The organism is Jeotgalibacillus proteolyticus, assembly GCF_002926065.1.
GTDB classification, from domain to species: domain Bacteria; phylum Bacillota; class Bacilli; order Bacillales; family Jeotgalibacillaceae; genus Jeotgalibacillus; species Jeotgalibacillus proteolyticus.
This window is the reverse complement of sequence record NZ_PREZ01000005.1, coordinates 196901-218746: the sequence shown is the minus strand read 5'-3', so window position 1 is coordinate 218746 and position 21846 is coordinate 196901. Positions and strand designations below refer to the sequence as shown.

21 protein-coding genes are annotated in these 21846 nt (G+C 44.0%); 17 read left to right on the top strand and 4 right to left on the bottom strand.

Going from position 1 to position 21846, the window contains the following annotated elements; genetic code table 11:
- The first annotated feature begins 36 nt into the window (after positions 1-36).
- From C4B60_RS14190 to C4B60_RS14180, 3 genes are read left to right on the top strand one after another with little or no spacing between them, the layout of a single operon-like run.
- Positions 37-786, top strand: a complete 750-nt coding sequence (locus tag C4B60_RS14190) for a DeoR/GlpR family DNA-binding transcription regulator (protein ID WP_104058682.1) — start codon at positions 37-39, stop codon at positions 784-786.
- The gene (pfkB, locus tag C4B60_RS14185; RefSeq protein WP_104058681.1) at positions 783-1703 is read left to right on the top strand and encodes a 1-phosphofructokinase; all 921 of its coding nucleotides are present in this window, start codon (positions 783-785) and stop codon (positions 1701-1703) included. The genes C4B60_RS14190 and pfkB overlap by 4 nt, the downstream gene beginning before the upstream one ends.
- Positions 1700-3631, top strand: coding sequence for a PTS fructose transporter subunit IIABC (locus C4B60_RS14180; RefSeq protein ID WP_104058680.1), 1932 nt, complete (start codon positions 1700-1702; stop codon positions 3629-3631). Before pfkB ends, C4B60_RS14180 begins: the two co-directional genes overlap by 4 nt.
- Positions 3632-3697: 66 nt before the next feature.
- On the opposite strand, the gene C4B60_RS14175 is transcribed toward C4B60_RS14180, so the two are convergent.
- Positions 3698-5275 (bottom strand): phosphodiester glycosidase family protein, encoded by a 1578-nt coding sequence (locus tag C4B60_RS14175; RefSeq protein ID WP_104058679.1) that lies wholly within the window; start codon positions 5273-5275, stop codon positions 3698-3700.
- A 99-nt stretch (positions 5276-5374) separates the two neighbouring features.
- Complete coding sequence (locus C4B60_RS14170) at positions 5375-5587, bottom strand: 2-hydroxymuconate tautomerase (protein WP_280632279.1); 213 nt, start codon at positions 5585-5587, stop codon at positions 5375-5377.
- Positions 5588-5724: 137 nt separating this feature from the next.
- Here C4B60_RS14170 and C4B60_RS14165 point away from each other — a divergent pair, with 137 nt between their 5' ends.
- Both C4B60_RS14165 and C4B60_RS14160 read left to right on the top strand, forming a co-directional pair.
- Positions 5725-6375 carry a site-2 protease family protein gene (locus tag C4B60_RS14165; RefSeq protein ID WP_104058677.1) on the top strand — a complete coding sequence of 217 codons (651 nt, stop codon included), beginning with the start codon at positions 5725-5727 and terminating at the stop codon, positions 6373-6375.
- A 19-nt stretch (positions 6376-6394) separates the two neighbouring features.
- Positions 6395-6910 (top strand): YwhD family protein, encoded by a 516-nt coding sequence (locus C4B60_RS14160; RefSeq protein WP_104058676.1) that lies wholly within the window; start codon positions 6395-6397, stop codon positions 6908-6910.
- Positions 6911-7108: 198 nt separating this feature from the next.
- On the opposite strand, the gene C4B60_RS14155 is transcribed toward C4B60_RS14160, so the two are convergent.
- Positions 7109-9187 (bottom strand): transglycosylase domain-containing protein, encoded by a 2079-nt coding sequence (locus C4B60_RS14155; protein WP_104058675.1) that lies wholly within the window; start codon positions 9185-9187, stop codon positions 7109-7111.
- Between the two features lie 282 nt (positions 9188-9469).
- On the opposite strand from C4B60_RS14155, the gene speE reads away from it, so the two are divergent.
- The 9 genes from speE to C4B60_RS14110 all read left to right on the top strand — a co-directional run bounded on the left by speE (position 9470) and on the right by C4B60_RS14110 (position 18576).
- Entirely contained in the window at positions 9470-10300 is an 831-nt protein-coding gene (gene speE / locus C4B60_RS14150) for a spermidine synthase (protein WP_104058674.1), read from the top strand.
- An 11-nt stretch (positions 10301-10311) separates the two neighbouring features.
- Entirely contained in the window at positions 10312-11184 is an 873-nt protein-coding gene (gene speB / locus C4B60_RS14145) for an agmatinase (protein WP_104058673.1), read from the top strand.
- Between the two features lie 153 nt (positions 11185-11337).
- Positions 11338-11772 (top strand): YwiB family protein, encoded by a 435-nt coding sequence (locus C4B60_RS14140; RefSeq protein WP_167578674.1) that lies wholly within the window; start codon positions 11338-11340, stop codon positions 11770-11772.
- The gene (gene argS / locus C4B60_RS14135; RefSeq protein WP_104058671.1) at positions 11769-13439 is read left to right on the top strand and encodes an arginine--tRNA ligase; all 1671 of its coding nucleotides are present in this window, start codon (positions 11769-11771) and stop codon (positions 13437-13439) included. The genes C4B60_RS14140 and argS overlap by 4 nt, the downstream gene beginning before the upstream one ends.
- An 802-nt stretch (positions 13440-14241) precedes the next feature.
- Positions 14242-15162 (top strand): hypothetical protein, encoded by a 921-nt coding sequence (locus C4B60_RS14130; protein ID WP_104058670.1) that lies wholly within the window; start codon positions 14242-14244, stop codon positions 15160-15162.
- A gap of 135 nt (positions 15163-15297) precedes the next feature.
- Positions 15298-15939, top strand: coding sequence for a class I SAM-dependent methyltransferase (locus C4B60_RS14125; RefSeq protein ID WP_104058669.1), 642 nt, complete (start codon positions 15298-15300; stop codon positions 15937-15939).
- A gap of 101 nt (positions 15940-16040) precedes the next feature.
- Positions 16041-16514 carry an S-ribosylhomocysteine lyase gene (locus tag C4B60_RS14120; protein WP_104058668.1) on the top strand — a complete coding sequence of 158 codons (474 nt, stop codon included), beginning with the start codon at positions 16041-16043 and terminating at the stop codon, positions 16512-16514.
- On the top strand, positions 16515-17438 hold the full coding sequence (locus C4B60_RS14115) for a PLP-dependent cysteine synthase family protein (RefSeq protein WP_104058667.1): 924 nt from the start codon (positions 16515-16517) through the stop codon (positions 17436-17438).
- Between the two features lies 1 nt (position 17439).
- A complete protein-coding gene (locus C4B60_RS14110) occupies positions 17440-18576 on the top strand; it encodes a bifunctional cystathionine gamma-lyase/homocysteine desulfhydrase (protein WP_104058666.1) in 1137 nt (378 codons plus the stop codon).
- A 240-nt stretch (positions 18577-18816) separates the two neighbouring features.
- Here C4B60_RS14110 and C4B60_RS14105 read toward each other — a convergent pair whose 3' ends face one another.
- Complete coding sequence (locus C4B60_RS14105) at positions 18817-19428, bottom strand: hypothetical protein (protein ID WP_104058665.1); 612 nt, start codon at positions 19426-19428, stop codon at positions 18817-18819.
- Positions 19429-19638: 210 nt separating this feature from the next.
- On the opposite strand from C4B60_RS14105, the gene C4B60_RS14100 reads away from it, so the two are divergent.
- The 3 genes from C4B60_RS14100 to C4B60_RS21860 all read left to right on the top strand — a co-directional run bounded on the left by C4B60_RS14100 (position 19639) and on the right by C4B60_RS21860 (position 21130).
- Entirely contained in the window at positions 19639-20589 is a 951-nt protein-coding gene (locus C4B60_RS14100) for a type II toxin-antitoxin system SpoIISA family toxin (RefSeq protein WP_104058664.1), read from the top strand.
- Between the two features lie 81 nt (positions 20590-20670).
- A complete protein-coding gene (locus C4B60_RS14095; RefSeq protein WP_104058663.1) occupies positions 20671-20904 on the top strand; it encodes a hypothetical protein in 234 nt (77 codons plus the stop codon).
- 103 nt (positions 20905-21007) lie between these two features.
- The gene (locus C4B60_RS21860; protein ID WP_280632273.1) at positions 21008-21130 is read left to right on the top strand and encodes a hypothetical protein; all 123 of its coding nucleotides are present in this window, start codon (positions 21008-21010) and stop codon (positions 21128-21130) included.
- Positions 21131-21846 lie beyond the last annotated feature (716 nt).

Genomic DNA, 21846 nt, shown 5'->3' with positions numbered 1-21846 from the left:
AATGAACATATAGTTAGTTGGAAAAGGAGAATGGATATGCTGACCGAAGAACGGTATTCCATCATTTTAGATAAAGTGAAGTCGAGGGAAACGGTGAAGATTCAGGACTTGATTGAAGCAACTGGAGCTTCTGAATCCACCATTAGACGTGATCTGACGGAGCTTGAAAAAAAGAAGTTTATTAAGCGGATTCACGGTGGAGCAAGATTAATGGAAAAAAAAACAGATGAGCCGAGCATGGATGAGAAATCAGCCAAAAACCTTCATCAAAAAAGAGAGATTGCCCGTTTAGCGGCGTCCTTTATTGAGAAAGGAGACTGTATCTTTCTTGATGCGGGCACGACGACGAAACAGCTTATCGAATTTTTACCGGATGAAGACCTGATTGTTGTCACAAATGGGCTTATGCATGTGGATGAATTGATGAAAAAAGGCATCCGAACCTACTTAACAGGCGGTGTGATCAAGCCGAAGACCAATGCAGTGATTGGAAGAGGAGCCATTGATTCGTTAAGAGCCTATCGTTTTGATAAAGCATTTATGGGAACGAACGGTGTTCACTATGAATCAGGCTATACGACACCGGACCCGGAAGAAGCGCAGGTGAAAGCCGAAGCAATGAGCCTTTCAAGAGAAGTGTTTGTTCTGGCAGATGCTGAAAAAATTGGAGAGATTGCTTTTGCCCGGTTTGGTGAACTTCAAGAAGCGTTCTTGATCACAGAGGCTATTGAGGAAAATGCATCGCTTTACTATAAACAAACAAGTGTAAAAGAGGTGAAACAATGATTTTAACTGTAACGTTAAATCCTTCAGTTGATTATGTTGTAAGAGTGGACAAGCTCAATGAAGGCGGATTAAACCGAACGAATGATACCGCATTTTTCGCTGGTGGTAAGGGGATTAATGTATCCCAGGTGTTAAAGGAGCTTGGAATCCACAGCACAGCTACCGGTTTTACCGGGGGTTTCAGCGGACATTTTATTGAACAGTCGCTTGATGATAAAGAGATTACGGCTGACTTCATTCATGTGGAAGAGCCTTCAAGGATTAATATTAAGTTAAAAACAGAACAGGAAACGGAAATTAATGCTGCAGGTCCTGCGATCAGTGAAACCGATGTTGAGGCTTTGTTTGAACTCATTGGCCGCTACGGAGAAGGAGATATCCTTGTGCTCGCGGGCAGCATTCCGGAAAGCGTTCCAAAAAAACTTTACGGGCTCCTTGCTAAAAAGGCTCACGACCTTGGAATGAAGATAGTCATTGATGCAGAGAAATCCCTGCTGGAGCCGGCCCTTACTACACCTCTTCATTTCATTAAGCCTAATCATAAGGAATTGAGCGGCTATGTTGGTGAGAAAATCAACACGATCGAAGAAGCGGTAAAGCATGGCCGTCAATTTTACAATCACCATGATATTGAGTATCTGATGATTTCGATGGCTGAAAAAGGGGCTATATTGATTCATAGAGATGAAGTTTATGTGGCTGAACCACCTGCAGGCAACCTTGTAAATAGTGTAGGAGCAGGTGATTCATCTGTCGCAGGCTTTTTAGCAGGACTGGAAAGAGACTTAACAATCAACGACGCATTGGCTCTCAGTATGGCGTGCGGAGCGTCTACCGCCTTTTCAGAGGGGCTTGCAACGATAAATGATATTCAGCACTATCAGCCACTGGTAAATATAAGGAGGTCAGAAAAATGAAAATAACCGAACTTTTGACAAAACAAACCATTGAACTGTCATTAACGTCAACTGAAAAGCAGGGAACCATTAACGAAATGGTCAGCCTGCTTGACCGTGCAGGAAAGCTAAATGATGCGAAGGCTTATCGTGAGGCAATTCAGGCAAGGGAGGATCAGACAACTACTGGAATTGGTGAAGGGATAGCGATACCTCACGCAAAAACGGATGCCGTAAAGGAACCGGCGATTGCGTTCGGACGCTCTAAAGCGGGTCTGGACTATGAATCGCTTGACGGTCAACCGGCCCACCTGGTATTTATGATTGCTGCAACAGCGGGAGCTAATGATACTCACCTTCAAGCGTTAAGTCGTTTATCCGTTTTGCTCTTAAAAGAAGAAGTAAAGCAGGGACTCCTTGATGCCAAATCACCTGATGAAGTCATTTCGCTCATTTCTTATTTTGAAGATGAAAAAGAGAAAGAAGAAGCGGCTGAAAACGAAGCAGAAAACGTTAAATCAGGCGCGGATCAGGAAACAGATGTGAATGCAGCGATTGCTCCTACAGGAAAAGTGCTTGCAGTAACAGGCTGTCCAACAGGAATTGCCCATACGTATATGGCTGCAGATGCTTTAAAGAACAAAGCGAAGGAAATGAATGTTGAGATAAAAGTAGAAACAAACGGTTCAGACGGGGCTAAAAATGTTCTGACAGCTGCTGATATTGAGCAAGCAGTTGCGATCATCGTAGCAGCGGATACAAAGGTAGAAATGGACCGCTTTAAAGGGAAGCATGTCATTGAAGTGCCGGTAACCGACGGAATCCGTAAAACAGAACAGCTGATCAGCCGTGCAGTAAAACAGGATGCACCTGTTTATAGGGGATCAGGCTCTTCAAAATCAGAGGATGGGGAAGAGTCAGGCGGTGGAAAAGGACGTTCAGGTGTCTATAAGCATCTAATGAACGGGGTTTCCAATATGCTTCCATTCATTGTTGGTGGAGGGATTTTAATTGCAGCATCCTTTGCATTTGAAGACCAGCTAACAGGTGAACGATCTCCATTTGGTGATATTTTAAGCTACATCGGCGGAGAAAACGCGTTCTTCTTAATTGTACCGGTATTGGCAGCATTTATTGCCATGAGTATTGCGGACCGTCCGGGATTTGCACCGGGTATGGTCGGCGGTTTGATGGCTGCAACAGGGGGCGGCGGCTTCCTTGGAGGGATTATTGCCGGTTTCTTAGCAGGGTATATCGTAGTCGGCTTGAAGGCATTGTTTAAGAATTTACCTGCTGTATTTAATGGATTAAAGCCGGTATTGATTTATCCATTACTCGGAATTTTAGCGACAGGGTTAATCATGTATTGGGCCGTTCAGCCGCTTAGCGCCATTAATCAGGGTGTTATTAACTGGCTTGGCGGACTCGGAACAGGAAATCTGGCTCTTCTTGGAATTCTCTTAGGTGGAATGATGGCTATCGACATGGGTGGGCCGATCAATAAAGCGGCGTACGCATTTGCACTTGCTGTAGCTGCAGACGGACAATTCGGGCCACAGGCTGCCGTAATGGCAGGCGGTATGGTGCCGCCACTCGGTTTGGCACTGGCAACGACCTTCTTTAAACGTAAATTCAATGAACAGGAACGAAAAACCGGGGTATCTGCTTATTTCCTTGGTGCGTTCTTTATCACTGAGGGAGCGATCCCATTTGCTGCAGCGGATCCATTACGCGTCATCCCATCCGCAGTAGTGGGTTCTGCTATAGCGGGGGGAATGACTCTCTGGTTTGACCTTGCCCTTCGCGCACCGCATGGAGGAATCTTCGTATTTGCCACGCTTGAGGATGGGTTGATCAGCATCCTGCTGTACACGCTGGCAATCGCCATTGGTGCAATCGTGACAGCGATTATGGTAGGCCTATTGAAAAAACCGATTACTCAAAAATAATAGACTAAAAAAGGCTGGTCTCAGGAAGCAAGTACCCTGAGCCAGCCTTTTTCTAGTTAATTACTATTATTGAGGCAGGTTTGTAGTTTCGTTATCTGAAAAAATGAGTGCATCTCCTATAGGTCTTTCTCCTGATTCGTCTGAAGGAGAGTTAACAAGCTGTTGGTCGATCACCAACGATGTTGAGCCGCCTCCATCAAGATTTATTCCATCAACAGCCCCCAGCGCCTGAAGTAACTGCGCACTTTCAACAAAATTCAGCCCAATACTTCGTTCAGGGTTTCTTCCATCCACTGTTACAAAAAGCAGGTTTCCGTTCTCCTTAATTCCAACAATCGTGCGGGGGTGTCGGTGAAGAGCGAAATAGTAGTAGAACTCAGAACTCCAGCGGAAGCCTTCTTTATGGGCTGGTACCGTGATGACCCCGTTTTTGAGTAGCTCCGGTGCCCCGTTTATAGTAAACATATCCTCGCCTCTGTCCATTTCTAAATCATTCGTGAAAACAGCGGAATGTATGAAAAAGGCAGAGCCTACTTTTGCGTGAGATTTCAGCCATTTTGCCTCTTCGCCTATTGCAGAAACGACTCTCCCTTTATCAGGAATGGGATTGCCGCGCGTTTGATAAACATCAGTAACAATCCCTTCTTCATCAAGAATCGCCTCAACACCATTTCCTTCCGGAGTTGAATCTCCGAATACCCGGTTAAAAAGGATTAATTCATCTTCAGCTGTACAGGTAACATCATGTTTTGGTTCAGTTAAGTTATCATCATGCCATCCACCGCAATTCCGAATAAGCCCAGGGGAGCGGTTAATGCCATGGACTATTTTAGATTCACCATGCTGGTTCTCAAGCTTTATATTTGTTCTGGCTGCAGCTATTTCTACTGTGCTTTCTCTGAAATGAAGGCTTGTTCTTTCACCTGCTGCCTCACTAACAATCTCTCCATTTAGAATTGTCAGACCAGCTGGCGTGCCGGGAACCCCATCTTCTTCCTCCACCACAAAATAACCTCCATTTATACCGGCAATTGCGTCTGTTCGAGCAGACATAGCAGTCAGCTTTTCGCGTCCGGTTATAGAATCATGAGCAAGCATACTTTTAATTTCTCCTTTAAAGACTGTAGGATCAAGCTCCAGAATGTTAATCTCTAAAGGGCCGGCCAGTTCTTTTGTTCCATCATAGGAGGTATTGGTAATTTGAGCGGAGGTATAACCAAAGTCCTGAAGGTCTTTTTGCAGTTCATCAGCGAGACTGCGCTCGGTTAATTCACCGCTTTGTACTACATAGCCAACGCTTTTACCGTCGTTAGGCATGGAGTCGACGACATGGTGCACCCTGGCATCAAAATTGTTGTCAATAAGCTCATTTTTTTTCGCTTCAGCATCCGCTTTCTCCGTATAAAAACCAATGTCTACTGTAAAATAAGCACTGTCAGAGGAAGAAGGAATACTGATAGAATGGTGAGTAAGACCTTCAGTAAGCAGGATTTTATCACTGGTTGTAAAAGAGTCTGAAGAAAAAAATGGAGTAGTGTCGTTCTTATGTTCTTTGGGGGCCGGGTTGGATTGACCCGTGCAGCCTGATAGGAGAAAAAATAATAAAATTAAAGATAAAATTCCTGAGGGTAAGGTGCTCTGCATGTTTGTCCCCTTTCTTACTCATTTTTTAAATCTTTCAATAGTCAAAAAGAAATAAGGAAACCGGAATTTCGTCATTAAGAAATTCCGGTTCAGTTCTAATTAGCTTTCGTCACTCAAACGCTTGCCGCCAACTGCATAATGGCTTTTAGTCATTTCTTCAATAAAAACGACGACTTTTTCAGCAGGAGCACCAGTTGTTTCAACAACCGCATCCGTCACCTTCTCTACTAAGGCCTTCTTTTGATCCTCAGAACGGCCTTCAATCATTTTAACTGTTACATATGGCATAAAAAAACTCCTTTCCTTTACCAGTCTTCAGCGTCGTGTACAGGAACGAAAATGTGATACAATCGAAACTATATAGCCGCTGCTTCTTTAAGTGTAAACGACCTTCACGATAACACAAGTAAGATGCGCGACAAAATGGTCGGATGAAAGGAAGTTGAAGCGTGTTTTCCCTTTTTAATAACCCTGAACAGCTTGTTTATATCATTATTACGCTTTTGATTGCGTTTACCCTGCACGAATTTGCCCATGCTTATGTGGCCTATAAATTTGGTGATCCTACCGCTAAAAATCAGGGAAGGCTGACGTTTAATCCAATTAAGCACCTTGATCCCATTGGAACAATTTTAATTTTTATTATCGGGTTTGGATGGGCGAAGCCGGTGCCGGTAAATCGTTTTTATTTTAAGAATCCGCGCTTGGCAGGAGTGCTTGTGTCCCTGGCTGGTCCTTTAACCAATCTCGTGCTTGCCTTCATCGCACAGACAGCGTACATAGCTCTTGTAATTGCAGGAATTCAGGTGCCATTATTTTTAACCGGACTTTTGATGACGATGATCAGCTTAAATATTTTGCTGTTTGTCTTTAATTTAATTCCACTGCCTCCACTGGACGGCTACCGGATTATTTCAGATCTTGTTCCGAACCGGATCCGGCCAAAGCTTACTCAATATGAGCAATACGGCGGCCTGCTTTTTCTGGTAATAGCGATTACGCCGCTTAGCAACTACACGATCACCCCATTATTTAATACAACGATTCCCGCGATACAGCAATTTTTCGGTGTCATTATCGGGACGTTATTTGGATTATAAGGAATAGGAGTGAAGGAATTTGACTGAAAAAAAGAAGAAAAATATAGGGTTTAATATTATTAAAAGTGATCCGACTGACGGTCACGGAGGATTTGGAATAGGGGCTCTCAGCCTTGATAATGTTTCCCCTGTCATTATCGATGTAGATGAGGGAGAGGCTGAAATTGATATTGGCGCAATGCATGCGCGGTCAAAAGCGGAAAAAGGAGTCAAGTTTACGCAAAATCGCGAGGATTCTGCTGGGGGCAAGCCGTACTGGCTAGTCTGGGTAACAATTGACCGCAAGCCTGAAGGACCTTATTATGCAGGGGTAACCGCCTGTGAAATGGTGGTTAACCGCGAGAAAAGAAGAGGCTATAAGCTGCTGCCTGAGCACGTGAATTTAATGGATAAATCAATGAAGCGAAAAATCGTCGTTGATAAAATGGATGATAAGTCAAAAGGGATTCTTGCAGCCTTTTTGAAAAACCATAATGAGGACATGTGGAAGCACTCTGAGTCTGCTTTGCATGAGGCTTTAGACACAGTTAACTAATATAAGTTAAAGCGTGAACAAATTGTGAAGTTTTGCGTAAACTTGTCATCCAATATTGCTCAATTTGTCGAAACGGAGTACACTACTATTACAGTTGCATAAATGTGTAACTAGGACAAAAAAGCCCCGAGGCCGCACACCTCGGGGCTTTTTATTATTGTATGAAGTAGGTGCATTTTTTAAATTAAAGCCGCTTAATTAAAACCAGCGGTCCAGCCATCTGCCGCCTTCTGAATCAATCTCTTCAGGCTCTTCAGGGGGAGTCATAACCGGTTCGCCGGGCGGTTCAAAATCAACGTCGCCTGAGCATGCCTCAATAGGCTCTGTTTTGTTCACAAAATAAGCGGTTCGTTCACCCTCGCACTGATCGGAAGAAAGCATACCGGTATGCGGATCCATATTGACCGCAACGACTCCATCCGGCGGAACGAGCCATTCCTCTTTCGATCCTTCAAGCGCTCTTTCCATAAAGCGGATCCACATCAGCTTAGAAACCGCCTTATCCTCGCTTAACGTGATCTCCTGACCATTATCATAGCCCGTCCAGATTCCAGCTGTTAGAGAAGGGGAGAAGCCGATCATCCACTGGTCTGAATTAGTCGTGCCGGATTTTGCTCCGTATTCCCGTGTTTTTTCATTTAGAAGTGTAATCCCTGTAACGGTTGAATAATCGTTAAGAGCGGGATCAAAGGTTCCTGTAAGCATATGTGCCATGACAAACGCAATCTTTGGGTCTACAACATTAACGGGCTTTTCCTTATTCTCATAGATCACTTTTCCATCAGAGGTTTCCACCCGTCTAACGAGTACAGGCTCTGTACGGTTGCCTCCGTTAGCAAACAGATTATAGGAATTAACCATCTGGATCGGAACAACCTCAGAGGTTCCAAGAGCTGCGGCCGGGCGGTGGTCAATTTTAGTCGTTAAACCAAATCTTTTGCCGATTTCTCCAAGTGTCTTTTCCCCTAAAAACTGATGGGTCTTTACAGCAAAGATATTATCTGAAATCGCGATTGCCTGAGCGAGTGTAATCGCATCATTGGCAAACTTATGGTTAAAGTTTTCCGGTGAATATTCACCTCTGCCATTATCATAGGAAAAAGTCGTTTGCTCGCTGACCATCGTTGTCGCCGGGGTGAATCCATGCTCCAATGCTGCAGTATAGAGGATGGGCTTTAACGTGGATCCCGGCTGGCGCACAGCCTGCGTCATGCGGTTAAAGGGGCTTGCTTCATAATCACGTCCCCCAATCAGCGCTTCCACGTACCCATTGGAAGGATTTAATGCAGCAAATCCCACCTCAATATCTGACGTCTCAGGAACAACCTCAGCCATTACTTCTTCAGCAATTTTTTGCTTTTTCGGGTCAAGTGTTGTGTAGATTTTTAAGCCGCCGTATTTTAAATAATGCGGCTCAAGCCCAAGCTTTCCTTCCAGCTCAGCCCAGACGGCATCCTGAAAATAAGGAGCAATATCCTCTGCCGTATGAGGATGAGTGGCTGCAATTTCAAGCTTCTCACTTATCGCTCTTGATTCATCCGCCTGAGAAATTACGCCATTCTTGACCATTTCACTTAAAATAAGCTCCTGTCTTTCCTTTGCTTTTTCAAAATGATCAACAGGTGAATAGCCGGACGGTGATTTAGGCACACCGGCAAGCATGGCTGCCTGTGCAAGTGTAAGCTCCTTCGCCGGTATACCGAAATAAAACTGGCTCGCGGCTTCAATTCCATAAGCACCGTGGCCATAATAAATCGTATTTAAGTAGCCTTCTAAAATTTTATCTTTATCATAATTCCATTCAAGTCGTACGGTGTATAAAGCCTCGTTAAATTTTCTTGTCCAGGTTTTCTCATGGGACAGATGAAGATTTCGTGCGTATTGCTGGGAAATCGTACTCGCTCCTTGAACCTTTGCCATGGCTTTTACATCCGCCACAATCGCCCCGGCAATCCTCTTATAGTCAAAGCCGCTGTGTTTATAAAATTTTCTGTCCTCAATGGCGATCGTCGCATCAATCACATCAGGAGCAATGTTTTCTAGAGACTGCCAATATCTTTTTTCTCCAAAGTTCCGTTCGCCAATTGGCTTGTCCTCAATCGAGTAAATCAGGTTTGATTGGCTGACGGCAACAGAAGGAGGACCCGTTGTCTTAGCGTAAAAGTACAGCCCGACGGTCATGAAGGTAAAGACGCCGATAATCAGAATGATAGACAGTAAACTGTAGCGAAGCGCCCGCGTCCATTTGCGGTGCTTTCTCCTTTCGATTCTTCCCATTTCCGTTCCAACTCCCAGTTGTCTTTTAATGGTTAGTATGAGCGGATTAAACCATTTTTAAACGCTCTGCCTGCAGGGAGGTGTTCTCTCAGCTGCAGCCTATTTACAAGCAGAAAAAAATCCCTTTATTTTTTCTTATATATCTCTTGTATTTCTGCTGTTTATCTCTATAATTTTGTCATGTGCGTTTTTTATTTTGTTAGTGTGGAAAACAACTCATAAAGCTGCTCTTAATAATGACGATAAACATTCAACTATAGTTTCAATAAAGGAGAAATGAATATGGCTGGACTTTGGTTTACAGAAAAGCAGACAGAGAACTTTGGGATTACAATGAAGATTAATAAAACGCTTCATACAGAAACAACAGATTTTCAGCATCTTGAAATGGCTGAAACCGCTGAATGGGGAAATATGCTTTTCCTTGATGGCATGGTCATGACCTCACAGCGCGATGAATTTGTTTATCACGAAATGGTGGCGCATGTGCCGCTTTTCACTCATCCAAAACCTGAGAATGTCCTCGTAGTAGGGGGAGGAGACGGAGGAGTGATTCGTGAAGTACTCAAGCATCCGTCTGTTAAAAAAGCCACGCTCGTTGAAATCGACGGCAAGGTAATCGAGTACTCAAAAAAATACCTTCCTGAAATTGCAGGAGAGCTTGAAAACGAGCGGGTAGAAGTAATCGTTGGTGATGGCTTCATGCATATTGCTGAAAGCGAAAACGTATATGACGTCATTATGGTTGATTCAACTGAGCCTGTTGGCCCTGCAGTCAATCTGTTTACAAAAGGCTTTTACTCAGGCATTTCAAAGGCGCTTAAAGAAGATGGAATCTTTGTTGCACAGTCAGACAACCCTTGGTTTAAAGGTGACCTAATTAAGCAGGTGATGAGCGACGTTAAGGAAATTTTCCCGATTACGCGTCTTTACACAGCCAACATCCCAACTTATCCAAGCGGACTTTGGGCATTCACACTTGGCTCAAAAAAGCATGATCCATTGAAGGTTGAAGAAGAACGCTTCCATGATATTGAGACGAAATACTATACAAAAGAGCTTCATAACGCAGCCTTTGTTCTTCCGAAATTCGTGAAAGACTTAACGGAATAGGAGGCAACACTATGCGTTTTGATGAAGCTTACTCAGGAAATGTGTTTATTAAAAGCCATCCGAGCTATGAGGATGCACAGGCAGTATTGTACGGCATGCCGATGGACTGGACGGTCAGCTACCGCCCGGGCTCAAGATTCGGCCCATCCCGCATCCGCGAGGTGTCCATCGGTCTTGAGGAATACAGCCCTTACCTTGACCGGGAGCTTGAGGATGTTAAGTATTTTGATGCGGGAGATATTCCATTGCCATTTGGAAATCCATACAAAAGCATCGACTTAATTGAAGAGTATATCGACAGCCTGATGAAGGATAATAAATTTCCGCTTGGAATGGGCGGGGAGCATCTTGTATCATGGCCGGTGATGAAGGCTGTAGCCAAAAAATATCCGGACCTTGCGATCATTCATATGGACGCTCATACAGATCTTCGGACAGATTATGAAGGCGAAGAGCTTTCTCATTCAACACCGATCCGTAAAATTGCTGAGCATATCGGGCCGAAAAATGTGTATTCGTTTGGCATCCGTTCGGGTATGAAGGAGGAATTTGAGTGGGCAAAGGAAAACGGCATGCACATCTCAAAGTTTGAAGTGCTTGAGCCGCTTAAAGAAATTCTGCCGACTCTTGCAGGGCGTCCGGTGTATGTAACCATTGATATTGATGTGTTAGATCCGGCGCATGCCCCAGGGACAGGCACGGTGGATGCTGGCGGCATTACGTCCCGCGAGCTTTTAGCCTCCATTCATGCCATTGCCGGTTCAAATGTACATGTTGTTGGTGCTGACCTTGTAGAGGTCGCTCCGATTTACGATTCTTCCGAACAGACAGCAAACACAGCAAGCAAGCTTTTGCGTGAAATGCTTCTCGGCTGGGTAAAATAAGAAAACGATGCTGCCGGGTGCATATCCGGCAGTTTTTGTGTTGAGCCGATTGCATTTCATATAAAACATTCTTATAATGGAAAGGTTAGAAAAAAAGAGTTTAAAGCGCTGAAGCGTTACCCTACATAAGGCTTGATTAAAGGAGTGAAAAAAGTGGAAAACTCAACTCCAGTAAGTATCCAATTAAACACCGTCATTTCACAGGCAGACGGCACAAAAGAAGAGTTCACACTTACTTCTACTGGCGAATGGATTACAAAAAATAATATAGATTATTTAAAATATGAAGAAACGCAAGAGGCCGGAACGGTTCGCACCATTATAAAAATGGAAGAGCACCAGGCTGTTATTCTCAGAAGCGGAGCGTTGAAAATGAGGCTGGCATTTCGGGACGGGGAGAGTATGATGAGCTCCTATGACAGTGAATATGGCACTCTTTCGCTCATTACCGAAACAAAGAAATATACCCACAGAATCCCTCAGGAAAAGCCTGGACGCTTTTATGTAAACTATAACCTCGAAATGGCCGGGAGTCCGGTTGGAAACTATACAATGACGATTGATTATAAGGAGGTAACACCACGATGACAATTGTGATGAATGTACAGGAAAACGTGAAAAAGGAAATTAAAGCCGCGGTCGTAAAAGCCGGTCTTGCCTCAGAAGACCAGATTCCGGAGGTAGTACTTGAAACGCCAAAGGACAAGGTAAACGGTGATTTTTCTACCAATATGGCTATGCAGCTTGCTAGAATCGCTAAAAAAGCACCCCGTGCAATAGCTGAAGGAATTGTAGAAAACTTTGATGCAACAAAGGCTTCTATCGAAAAAATCGATATTGCAGGGCCGGGCTTTATTAATTTCTATATGGACAATGCCTATTTGACGGAGCTGATTCCATCGATCCTGTCAGCTGGAGCAACTTACGGAGAAACGACTGTCGGAGCCGGCCAAAAGGTGCAGGTTGAGTTTGTCTCAGCTAACCCGACAGGCGATCTTCACTTAGGACATGCCCGCGGAGCAGCAGTAGGCGACTCCCTGTGTAATGTATTAACAAAGGCAGGCTACGAAGTGACACGCGAGTATTATATAAATGATGCCGGAAACCAGATTCACAATCTCGCTCTTTCAGTAGAAGCCCGGTACTTTCAGGCTCTAGGCCAAGATAAAGAAATGCCCGAAGACGGCTACCACGGTGCTGATATTATTGGCATCGCCAATACCCTCGCTGAGGAATTCGGCGATCAGTATATTAATGCCACTGATGAAGAACGCTACGACTTTTTCCGTGAATACGGTTTGAAATTCGAGTTGAAAAAGCTTCAGGATGACCTTGAAGCCTTCCGCGTACCATTCCATATCTGGTTCTCAGAAACGTCATTATACAAAAGCGGTAAAATTGAAGAGGCGCTTAACGTATTAAAAGAGCGCGGTCATGTATACGAAGAAGACGGCGCAACCTGGTTCCGTTCAACAGAGCTCGGGGACGATAAAGACCGTGTGCTGATTAAAAATGACGGCTCTTATACGTATCTGACACCGGACCTTGCTTATCACCGTGATAAATTTGAGCGCGGCTTTAATAAAGTAATCAATATTTGGGGAGCAGACCACCACGGCTACATCCCACGTATGAAAGCAGCGGTTGAGGCTTTGGGCTATAACCGGGACGATCTTGAAGTAGCCGTTATCCAAATGGTTCAGCTTTACAAGGACGGCGAAAAAATGAAAATGAGCAAGCGTACCGGTAAAGCAGTAACGATGCGTGAGCTTGTCGATGAAGTTGGCCTTGATGCGGTACGTTACTTCTTTGCCATGCGAAGCGGCGACTCCCATATGGACTTTGACCTTGATTTGGCCGTGTCCCAATCAAACGAAAATCCTGTCTATTACGCACAATACGCCCACGCCCGTATTTGCAGCATCCTGCGTCAGGCAGAGGAACAGGGCATTGATCTCTCAGCAGAAGCGGACCTTTCCCTGATCGGCACCGAAAAAGAAATTGATCTTCTGAAAAAGCTGGGCGACTTCCCGCAGCTCGTGAGCGACTCCGCACAACTGCGCACGCCTCACAGAGTAGCAACCTATATTAACGAAACAGCTGCAGCCTTCCACAGCTTTTACAATGCAAACAAAGTACTGGACACAGAAGAACCGGAACGCACACTGGCCCGCCTCCAGCTAATCCGCTCCGTCCGCCAAACACTCGAAAACGCACTAAAACTAATCGGCGTAGAAGCACCGGAGAAAATGTAATTCACATCAGCAATGAATCCTTACAGGGGATTCATTGCTGATTTTTTTATGAAATATTTATTATTTTGATCAAAGAGATAAGTGGAAATCAACACGCGCTGGTTAATAGGAATTTACACTTAACACTCTACTTTTAAAGGAATAAATAAATTCCTCAGAGGTTGATTGGAGCGGAAGAGGCTGACTCCTGCGGGAAGAAGAGGGAGCTTGAGATCCACTTGCGCTAGCAAGTTAGCTCAAGCCCCTCCCCGCGGAAAGCATGCCCCTGAAGCGGAAATCAACACGCGTTGTTAATAGGGATTTACACTCAACACACTACTTTTAAAGGAATAAATAAATTCCTCAGAAGTTGATTGAAACGGAAGGGGACGACTCCGAGGGGAAAGAAGCGGGGAGGCTGAGATCCATTGGCGAAGCCAATTAGCTCAGCCCCGCTCCCCGGAAAGCGTTCCCCTGCAGTGTAAATCAACACGCGCTGTTAATAGGAATTTACACTTAACACTCTACTTTTAAAGGAATAAATAAATTCCTCAGAGGTTGATTGGAGTGGAAGGGGCTGACTCCTGCGGGAAGAAGCGGGAGCTTGAGATCCACTTGTAGCAGCAAGTTAGCTCAAGCCCCGTCCCGCGGAAAGCATGCCCCTGCAGCGGAAATCAACACGCAAAATTAAAAGGTATTCACTCATCACATCCTAATTTCGAAGAAGTAACCCAAGCTTGAATCGAAGTAAAATACTCATTCCACCCAATTAAAAAAGGATTTCCCCCTTCTCAAGCGAACTACTTAAAAGGGAGGGATAACAATGAACATCTTATCAAAACACCTGTCAAAAAATCAGATCATCGCCATCAACCTATTCATTCAGCGCGAAGCAAGACCCGTAGATCGCGCCTTTCACCTCTTTCGCCAGGGAGAAGCATCTTACGAAGAAGTCGTCCGCTGCCTCGAACTCTACCAAAACCAAGACGGAGGATTTGGTCATGCCCTTGAACCTGATAGCAGACTAATTGACTCCTCTGTACTAAACACAACCGTTGCCCTGCAATACCTGACACAGCTGCCAATTAAAGAAGACCATCCAATGATTCAGCGGGCTCTTAGCTATTTAATCAAGCATTTCGATGAAACCCACCAAAGATGGCCAATCGTCCCGGTAACCATTAACCATGTTCCAAGAGCGCCATGGTGGAATGTGAATGAGGAAACAGGTGAAACCGGATTTGAAAAAACGCCTGGAAATCCGGCTGCTGAAATTCTTGGTTATTTTCAATACTACAGGGAAGCAGTACCCGCTGATCTTATTGAAAAGACTGAAGCTCTCGTCATGCAGCGCTTTGACGAAATACAGGATGAATGGGATATGCATGAAGTCCAGTGCTATTATCGTTTAGCTCAGCTGACTGATCAAGAGGAAATCAAAACAAGAATCCTTTCAAAAATGGAACAAAGCCTTCATGATATTTTCGCGCTCTCTAAAGAAGAATGGTCTAGCTACGGGCTTCAGCCGATTTCATTAATTCAGCAAACCGACTCACCTTTTTATCCCGAGCTTGAAGAAGTTGTGGAAGAAAACGCCCACTATCTGGCAGAACAGCTGACAAGTGACGGCTGCTTTGAGCCGTCCTGGGAATGGGGCCAGTATCCAATTGAATGGGAGCAGGCAAAAAAGGAATGGTGCAGCTTCCTGACCGTAATGGCATGCCATCCTCCAAAGGTTTACTAACTGGCAAATATTGAGTACGACAGACCCTTGCAAAAAGAGTGACAGGGTCTGTTTTTTTTGCTAAAATAAGCACCGACCCTTCTTATCCCGAGTATATTGGTAAGAATACTTTAATTTGAATGGAGCGTGCCTATAGTGGGTCGTGAATTTGTAGATATTTTTGATGAGTGGATTGACAGCTACGATGATTCCGTAAGCGGCAAAGATGAGGAATACCGCGAAGTATTTGCCGGCTACGATGATATATTACAAAAGGTTGCCGATGAAGCGAAAGGCTTTACAGTCGAGTTTGGCGTAGGCACAGGCAACCTGACAGAAAAACTCTTAGCAAATGGATTATCTGTTTTAGGCATTGAGCCAAATGCAGCAATGAGAGGAAGAACGCAGGAGCGTTTTCCGGAAGTGAATATTGAAGATGGCGACTTTACAAGCTTTCCTTTGCCAGAGGAGCCCATTGATACAGTGGTCAGCACCTATGCCTTTCATCATTTAACCGATGAAGAAAAAAGCGAAGCTGCTCGGCATTATGCAAAAGTATTAGCACCGGATGGGCAGGTAGTCTTTGCCGATACGATGTTCAGCAGTGACGAAGCGCGTCTGGCTCAATGGAAGAAGGTTGAAAAGCAGGGGTTTATTCATCTTCTGGAAGATCTGAAGCGTGAATATTATACAACCCTTCCGAAAATGAAAGCCATTTTTAGGGAAGCAGGGTTTGCTGTATCGTTTTCGCAGCTAAATGATTATGTGTGGCTGATTCACGCAAAAAAGCAGTCATAATCGAAGCTGTTGAAAAACAAAAACCCTATCTCTGTACACTTAATAAATGAACCAGTAAGATAAAGATAACGTACTAAATTTCTACAAAGGGGAGAATACGCATGACAAAGAAAATGAATGTAGAAAGCTTTAACCTTGACCATACAAAAGTAGCAGCTCCTTATGTAAGACTTGTAGGTGTTACCTCAGGCCACAACGGAGATGAAATTCATAAGTACGACGTGCGCTTTAAACAGCCAAATAAAGAACATATGAAAATGGATGGTCTTCATTCCATTGAGCATCTAATGGCTGAAAACATCCGCAACCATATGACGAATGTAATCGACATTGGACCAATGGGCTGTCAAACAGGATTTTATCTATCTGTGATTAACCATGATAATTATGACGAAGTGCTTGATGTTTTGGAAAAAACGTTAAATGATGTGTTAGAAGCGACAGAAGTGCCTGCCTGCAACGAGGTTCAGTGCGGATGGGCAGCTAACCACAGCCTTGAAGGGGCAAAAGAAATTGCTCGCGACATGCTGGCTAAGCGTGACGAGTGGAAAGATGTTTTTGGTGTGGAAGCATAAATGAACGTAGCAAAAAACGTACAGGCATTGATTGGCAATACGCCAATCGTGGAAATTTCCTCGATTCCCATTCCAAATGGAGCACGCATTTTTGCTAAACTGGAATTTTTTAATCCGGGCGGCAGCGTGAAAGACCGGCTGGGATTGGAATTGATCGAAGATGCAATCAAAAGCGGAAAGCTGCAGCCTGGCGGTACCATTATTGAGCCAACAGCCGGCAATACAGGGATTGGTCTTGCCCTGGCAGCTGTTGGACGGGGGTTTAAAGTGCAATTCGTTGTTCCTGAGAAGTTCAGCGTTGAAAAACAAACCCTGATGCGTGCACTGGGGGCAACGGTGGTGAACACACCGACTGCCCTTGGCATGAAGGGGGCAATAGCAAAGGCAGAAGAGCTTGTAAAGGAAACTGAAGGCTCTTTTTCGCCTGCACAATTTGGCAATCCTGCTAATCCAATGACCTATTATAAAACAATCGGTCCGGAAATCTGGCGGGACATGGACGGCAAAGTGGATGTATTTGTCGCAGGGGCAGGAACAGGCGGAACCTTTATGGGAACTTCACGTTATTTAAAGGATCAAAATAACGCCATCAAAACTGTTATCGTAGAGCCCGAGGGTTCAACCATTAACGGAGGCGAATCCGGCCCGCATAAAACAGAAGGGATCGGTATGGAATTTTTACCGGACTACATGGACCGAAGCTATTTCGATGCTATTCATACCGTTTTGGATACGGATGCTTTTAAATGGGTGAAGGAGCTTGCTGCAAAAGAAGGGCTTCTTGTAGGAAGCTCCTCAGGTGCAGCGTTTCATGCAGCGATGAAGGAAGCAGAAGCATCTTCACCGGGAGCGCATATTGTAACCGTATTTGCAGATAGCAGTGAACGCTACCTAAGTCAGAATATATATGAAGGTGGAAAATAGAATGAAACCAAAAACGAAACTGATCCACGGCGGCATCTTCGGCGATGAAGCAACAGGCGCCGTATCAACACCAATCTATCAGGTCAGCACCTATAAGCAGGACGCTGTCGGCGAGCTGCGCAAGGGCTATGAATATTCACGCACAGGCAACCCGACCCGCCATGCGCTTGAAGAGCTTATTAGAGATCTTGAAAACGGAGTAGCCGGGTTTGCATTTGGCTCAGGAATGGCAGCAATTTCTTCAGTCATGTTAATGTTTGGCTCAGGCTCTCACATCATCATGACAGATGATGTCTACGGAGGCTCCTTCCGGGTAATGACGAAGGTAATGGATCAGCTTGGCATAACGTCAACCTTTGTTGACACAAGCAATCCTGAAAATGTCCGTGCTGCTGTTCAGGAAAATACAAAAGCAGTATTTATTGAAACACCGACAAACCCACTGCTGAAAGTAACGGACATTGGCGCAGTTTCAGCAGTAGCAAAAGAATTCGGGCTGCTGACGATTGTCGACAATACCTTTACAACTCCTTACTGGCAGACTCCGCTTGATCACGGCGCAGACATTGTGGTTCACAGCGCAACAAAATATATTGGAGGCCACAGTGACGTTGTAGCAGGACTTGTCGTGGTTAATTCAACAGAGCTTGCTGAGCGCGTACACTTTGTGCAAAATTCAGTAGGAGGCATTCTTGGACCGCAGGATTCATGGCTGTTAATCAGAGGGCTTAAAACACTTGGCATCCGTATGGAAGAGCATGAAGTGAATGCAAAAGAAATCGTTGCCTTCCTTGAAAAGCACGATGGCGTTTCAACGATTCATTATCCTGGTCTTGTTTCACACCCGGGACATGAAACGGCAAAGAAACAGTCACGCGGCTTTGGCGGAATGATTTCCTTTGACGTTGGAAGCGCTGAAAAAGCAGATGAAGTACTGAAAAAGGTACGTTACTTCACACTTGCAGAAAGCCTTGGCGCAGTGGAAAGCCTGATTTCAATCCCAGCTCGCATGACACACGCCTCTATTCCGGCAGAAAGACGTGCAGAACTTGGCATTACAGATGGACTCGTACGTATTTCAGTCGGCATCGAAGACATTGAAGATCTTCTTGCTGATTTAGAACAGGCATTGGATTAAACTTAAAGCTTGGGTCATAACGATAAGTGAAGAAGTATATACTTCATGTTTACTCGTTTAAGAAACGTGAGGTGAACGGAGCGGAAGGTGGCGACTCCTGCGGGATGAAGCGGGAGCTTGAGATCCACTTGCGTTAGCAAGTTAGCTCAAGCCCCGCCCCGCGGAAAGCGTCCGCCTGAAGCGCAGTGAACCGGATAAAAGGGATTGAGACACCCATTTGTCTCAATCCCTTTTATTATTTTAGTAAGCAGATTTCAATTTTTCCTGAAGGCCATCCTTATCCCTAAACTCAATCGTGCCAATCTTGCCTTCCTCAGGAACATTTGCCTTCCCTTCAAACTGGTATTCACCAGTTACTCCCTCTTCACCTTCAGCATTCACAATGAAAGAGAAGCTATACAAAGCAGGACTGCTATCGCTGCTCTGCTCAATTTTGATATCAGAAGGACTTAGCGAAAAGTCACCCTCGATCGTACTATACGAGAAAGCAAAACCAGTGTTGATAAAAGCGTCATAGCCATTTTCATTAAAGTAGGGTGCGTAAGTATCCTCCATATAGTTTACATACTCCTGGTAAACAGGTGTTTCCCTCAGCTCAGCATACTCTTCCTCATCCTCAGCTTCCATTACGGACATCATTGCCTCTTCACTCAATGCCCGGTACTCCTCATCTGGAGCATTAAACTCTTTTTCAATAACTGCCTCAATCGCTTCAACACTCTTATCCAATTCTTCGTTGGCTTCATTATTCGCTGTTCCGGTCCCGGAGCAGCCTGCTGCCATTAAACTAAAAAGAAGCAAAAGAGAAAGATGCATTATTCTTGTCGCAGAATTATAACCACTTAACATCATCAAAATCTCCTCCTCTAGTGTAAAATGGTCTTCCTTAATTGGTAATACGATTAAAATTTTAAAAAGTTTCAATTTTATTCCATTATAAATAAAAAGTAAATTCGGTAAGGAATTCATTTACATTGAATATTTGTTATCAAAAGTTATTATAAAAGGATTTTAATGGTAAAATGGAAGTATTAGTATTGTAGAAATGCTGGGAGGGAAGGTATGGAGAAAGAAGGGCTAGTTAAATTAATTGCTAAACATGCATTCATGCTGATAGTAACTTGTTTTTTTGTGACTACGCTGGTTATCAATTTGCTTTACTATTGGACAGCCATTCCTTTTATGGGTATCTTCTTCGTTGTATTAGGAATTTACGTAATCGCGATTGCTTTGTACTATTTTTACAATAGCAGAGGCTATTACAATAATTTAGGACGAATCAGAAGGTTTTGGTATGTGCTGTTTATTTACTTGCTCTTTTTAGGCTATATCTTCTCAGTGGTGGATATTGAAAACTGGCAGCTGGTTTTACAATTAGCAGCTATTATCTTATTCGTTGACCTGGCAATCTTTCAAAACCCAAATATCCTTAAATTCTGGAATGCGGAATTTCAATACGATGATCACCTAAGAGAATCTCTTAAAGATCTAGAGGACGAGGCGATTAAGATTGAAAAGAAAATAGAAAGCTTTTCAACCCTTGTGTCTAAATCATTTAATTACTTTCAGTCAAATGACTTCGGAAAAGAATTAGGATTTGAGACCTACAAAAAAGAATTAGCTCAATTTCTTAGTGAATATACTAAAGTTTATGAGCATAAACTGGCTTTTTTTGAATTGCATATTGACCGCTTTCAGGGAGAGGATGAGGAAACCGTTATCAACCTGGAGGAAGTAGTAGATATGATCAGTCAGCGTCATGCGATCAGGTGGGAGAAAAATGAAAATTTTGATCAGGAAAGCTTTGCTGCAGAGTCAATAGATCGGAATAGTAACTTTTCCATCATTAATAAAAAGCTGCTTGCGATCCCTTACTACGGCCTGTACCATCAATTTGTTTTAACTCTGCACTCAGAAGATTCCGAGGTAACCTTAATTGATGCCTCAAATATTGCAAATCTTATCTATGTCTTTGATTTTCTCGTCCTTAGTTCATACATGGAACAACATTGATTTACCTAGGAAGACAGAAATAGGACAAGCAGACTTGATGATGCTATAATTAAGATAGATAGATCCAAGGAGGGTTCTCTGATGAGTAATATGACAAGCAGTGATATGGGTCGTTCCAAACCTAAACCAAAGTCAACTCGGGCGGGAACTAAGCATGCTCGTACTCATTTCCGAAAGCAGGAAAGTTCCGAACAGCCTTGGGTGAAACCCCTGGCAATAAAAGTGAAACAATATGACAACCTATCACAATCAGTTGAAATTGCACGCCTGCGGGAAGGTGCAGACGAAGCTTTAAGAAAAAGCTATAATCGATAAATGAATGACTACAGAAAAACAGAGGTAAAATGCTCTCTGTTTTTTTTCGTCTAAAAACACTTGCCTTGGACTACAATGATAGTCAAGGAGGTGAGTCGCCAGTATGACGAAGCTTATAAAGACCCAAAGAATGAAGCCTAGAAAAAATGAGCGGGTAATGGACGGACTTATTTCCAAAATTAATGAATGTATTTCTATATTGGACAAGAGAAACAAGAAAATGTAATTAACTTTTTTAGTACTTATTCTTAACTCTCCTGATTAATTGAATTGACAGGCTGTAACTCAACTCATAACCCACTAACTTCGAAGAAACAAATAAATTCCCCAGAAGTTGATTGCAGCGGAAGGGGCTGACTCCTGCGGGAAGAAGCGGGAGCCTGAGATCCGCTTGCGTTAGCAAGTTAGCTCAGGCCCCTCCCCGCGGAAAGCATGCCCCTGCAGCGTAAATCAACACGTCCCATTAAGAGGTATTCACTTCAAAATAGTTTGTCTGCGTAATTAATTGAAAAAATCATCACGCTAAAATAAGAGGCATTAACTCATAACCCACTAACTTCGAAGAAACAAATAAATTCCCCAGGAGTTGATTGAAGTGGAAGGGGGCGACTCCTGCAGGAAGAAGCGGGAGCTTGAGATCCACTTGCGAAGCAAGTTAGCTCAAGCCCCGCCCTGCGGAAAGCGTCCCCCTGAAACGGAAATCAACATGTTTCATTAAGAACTATTTACTTCAAAAAGGTTTCTGCATTATTGATTGAGAAAATCATCACGCTAAAATAAGAGGCATTAACTCATAACCCACTAACTTCGAAGAACCAAATAAATTCTCCAGAAGTTGATTGCAGCGGAAGGGGCTGACTCCTGCGGGATGAAGAGGGAGCCTGAGATCCACTTGCGTTAGCAAGTTAGCTCAGGCCCCTCCCCGCGGAAAGCATGCCCCTG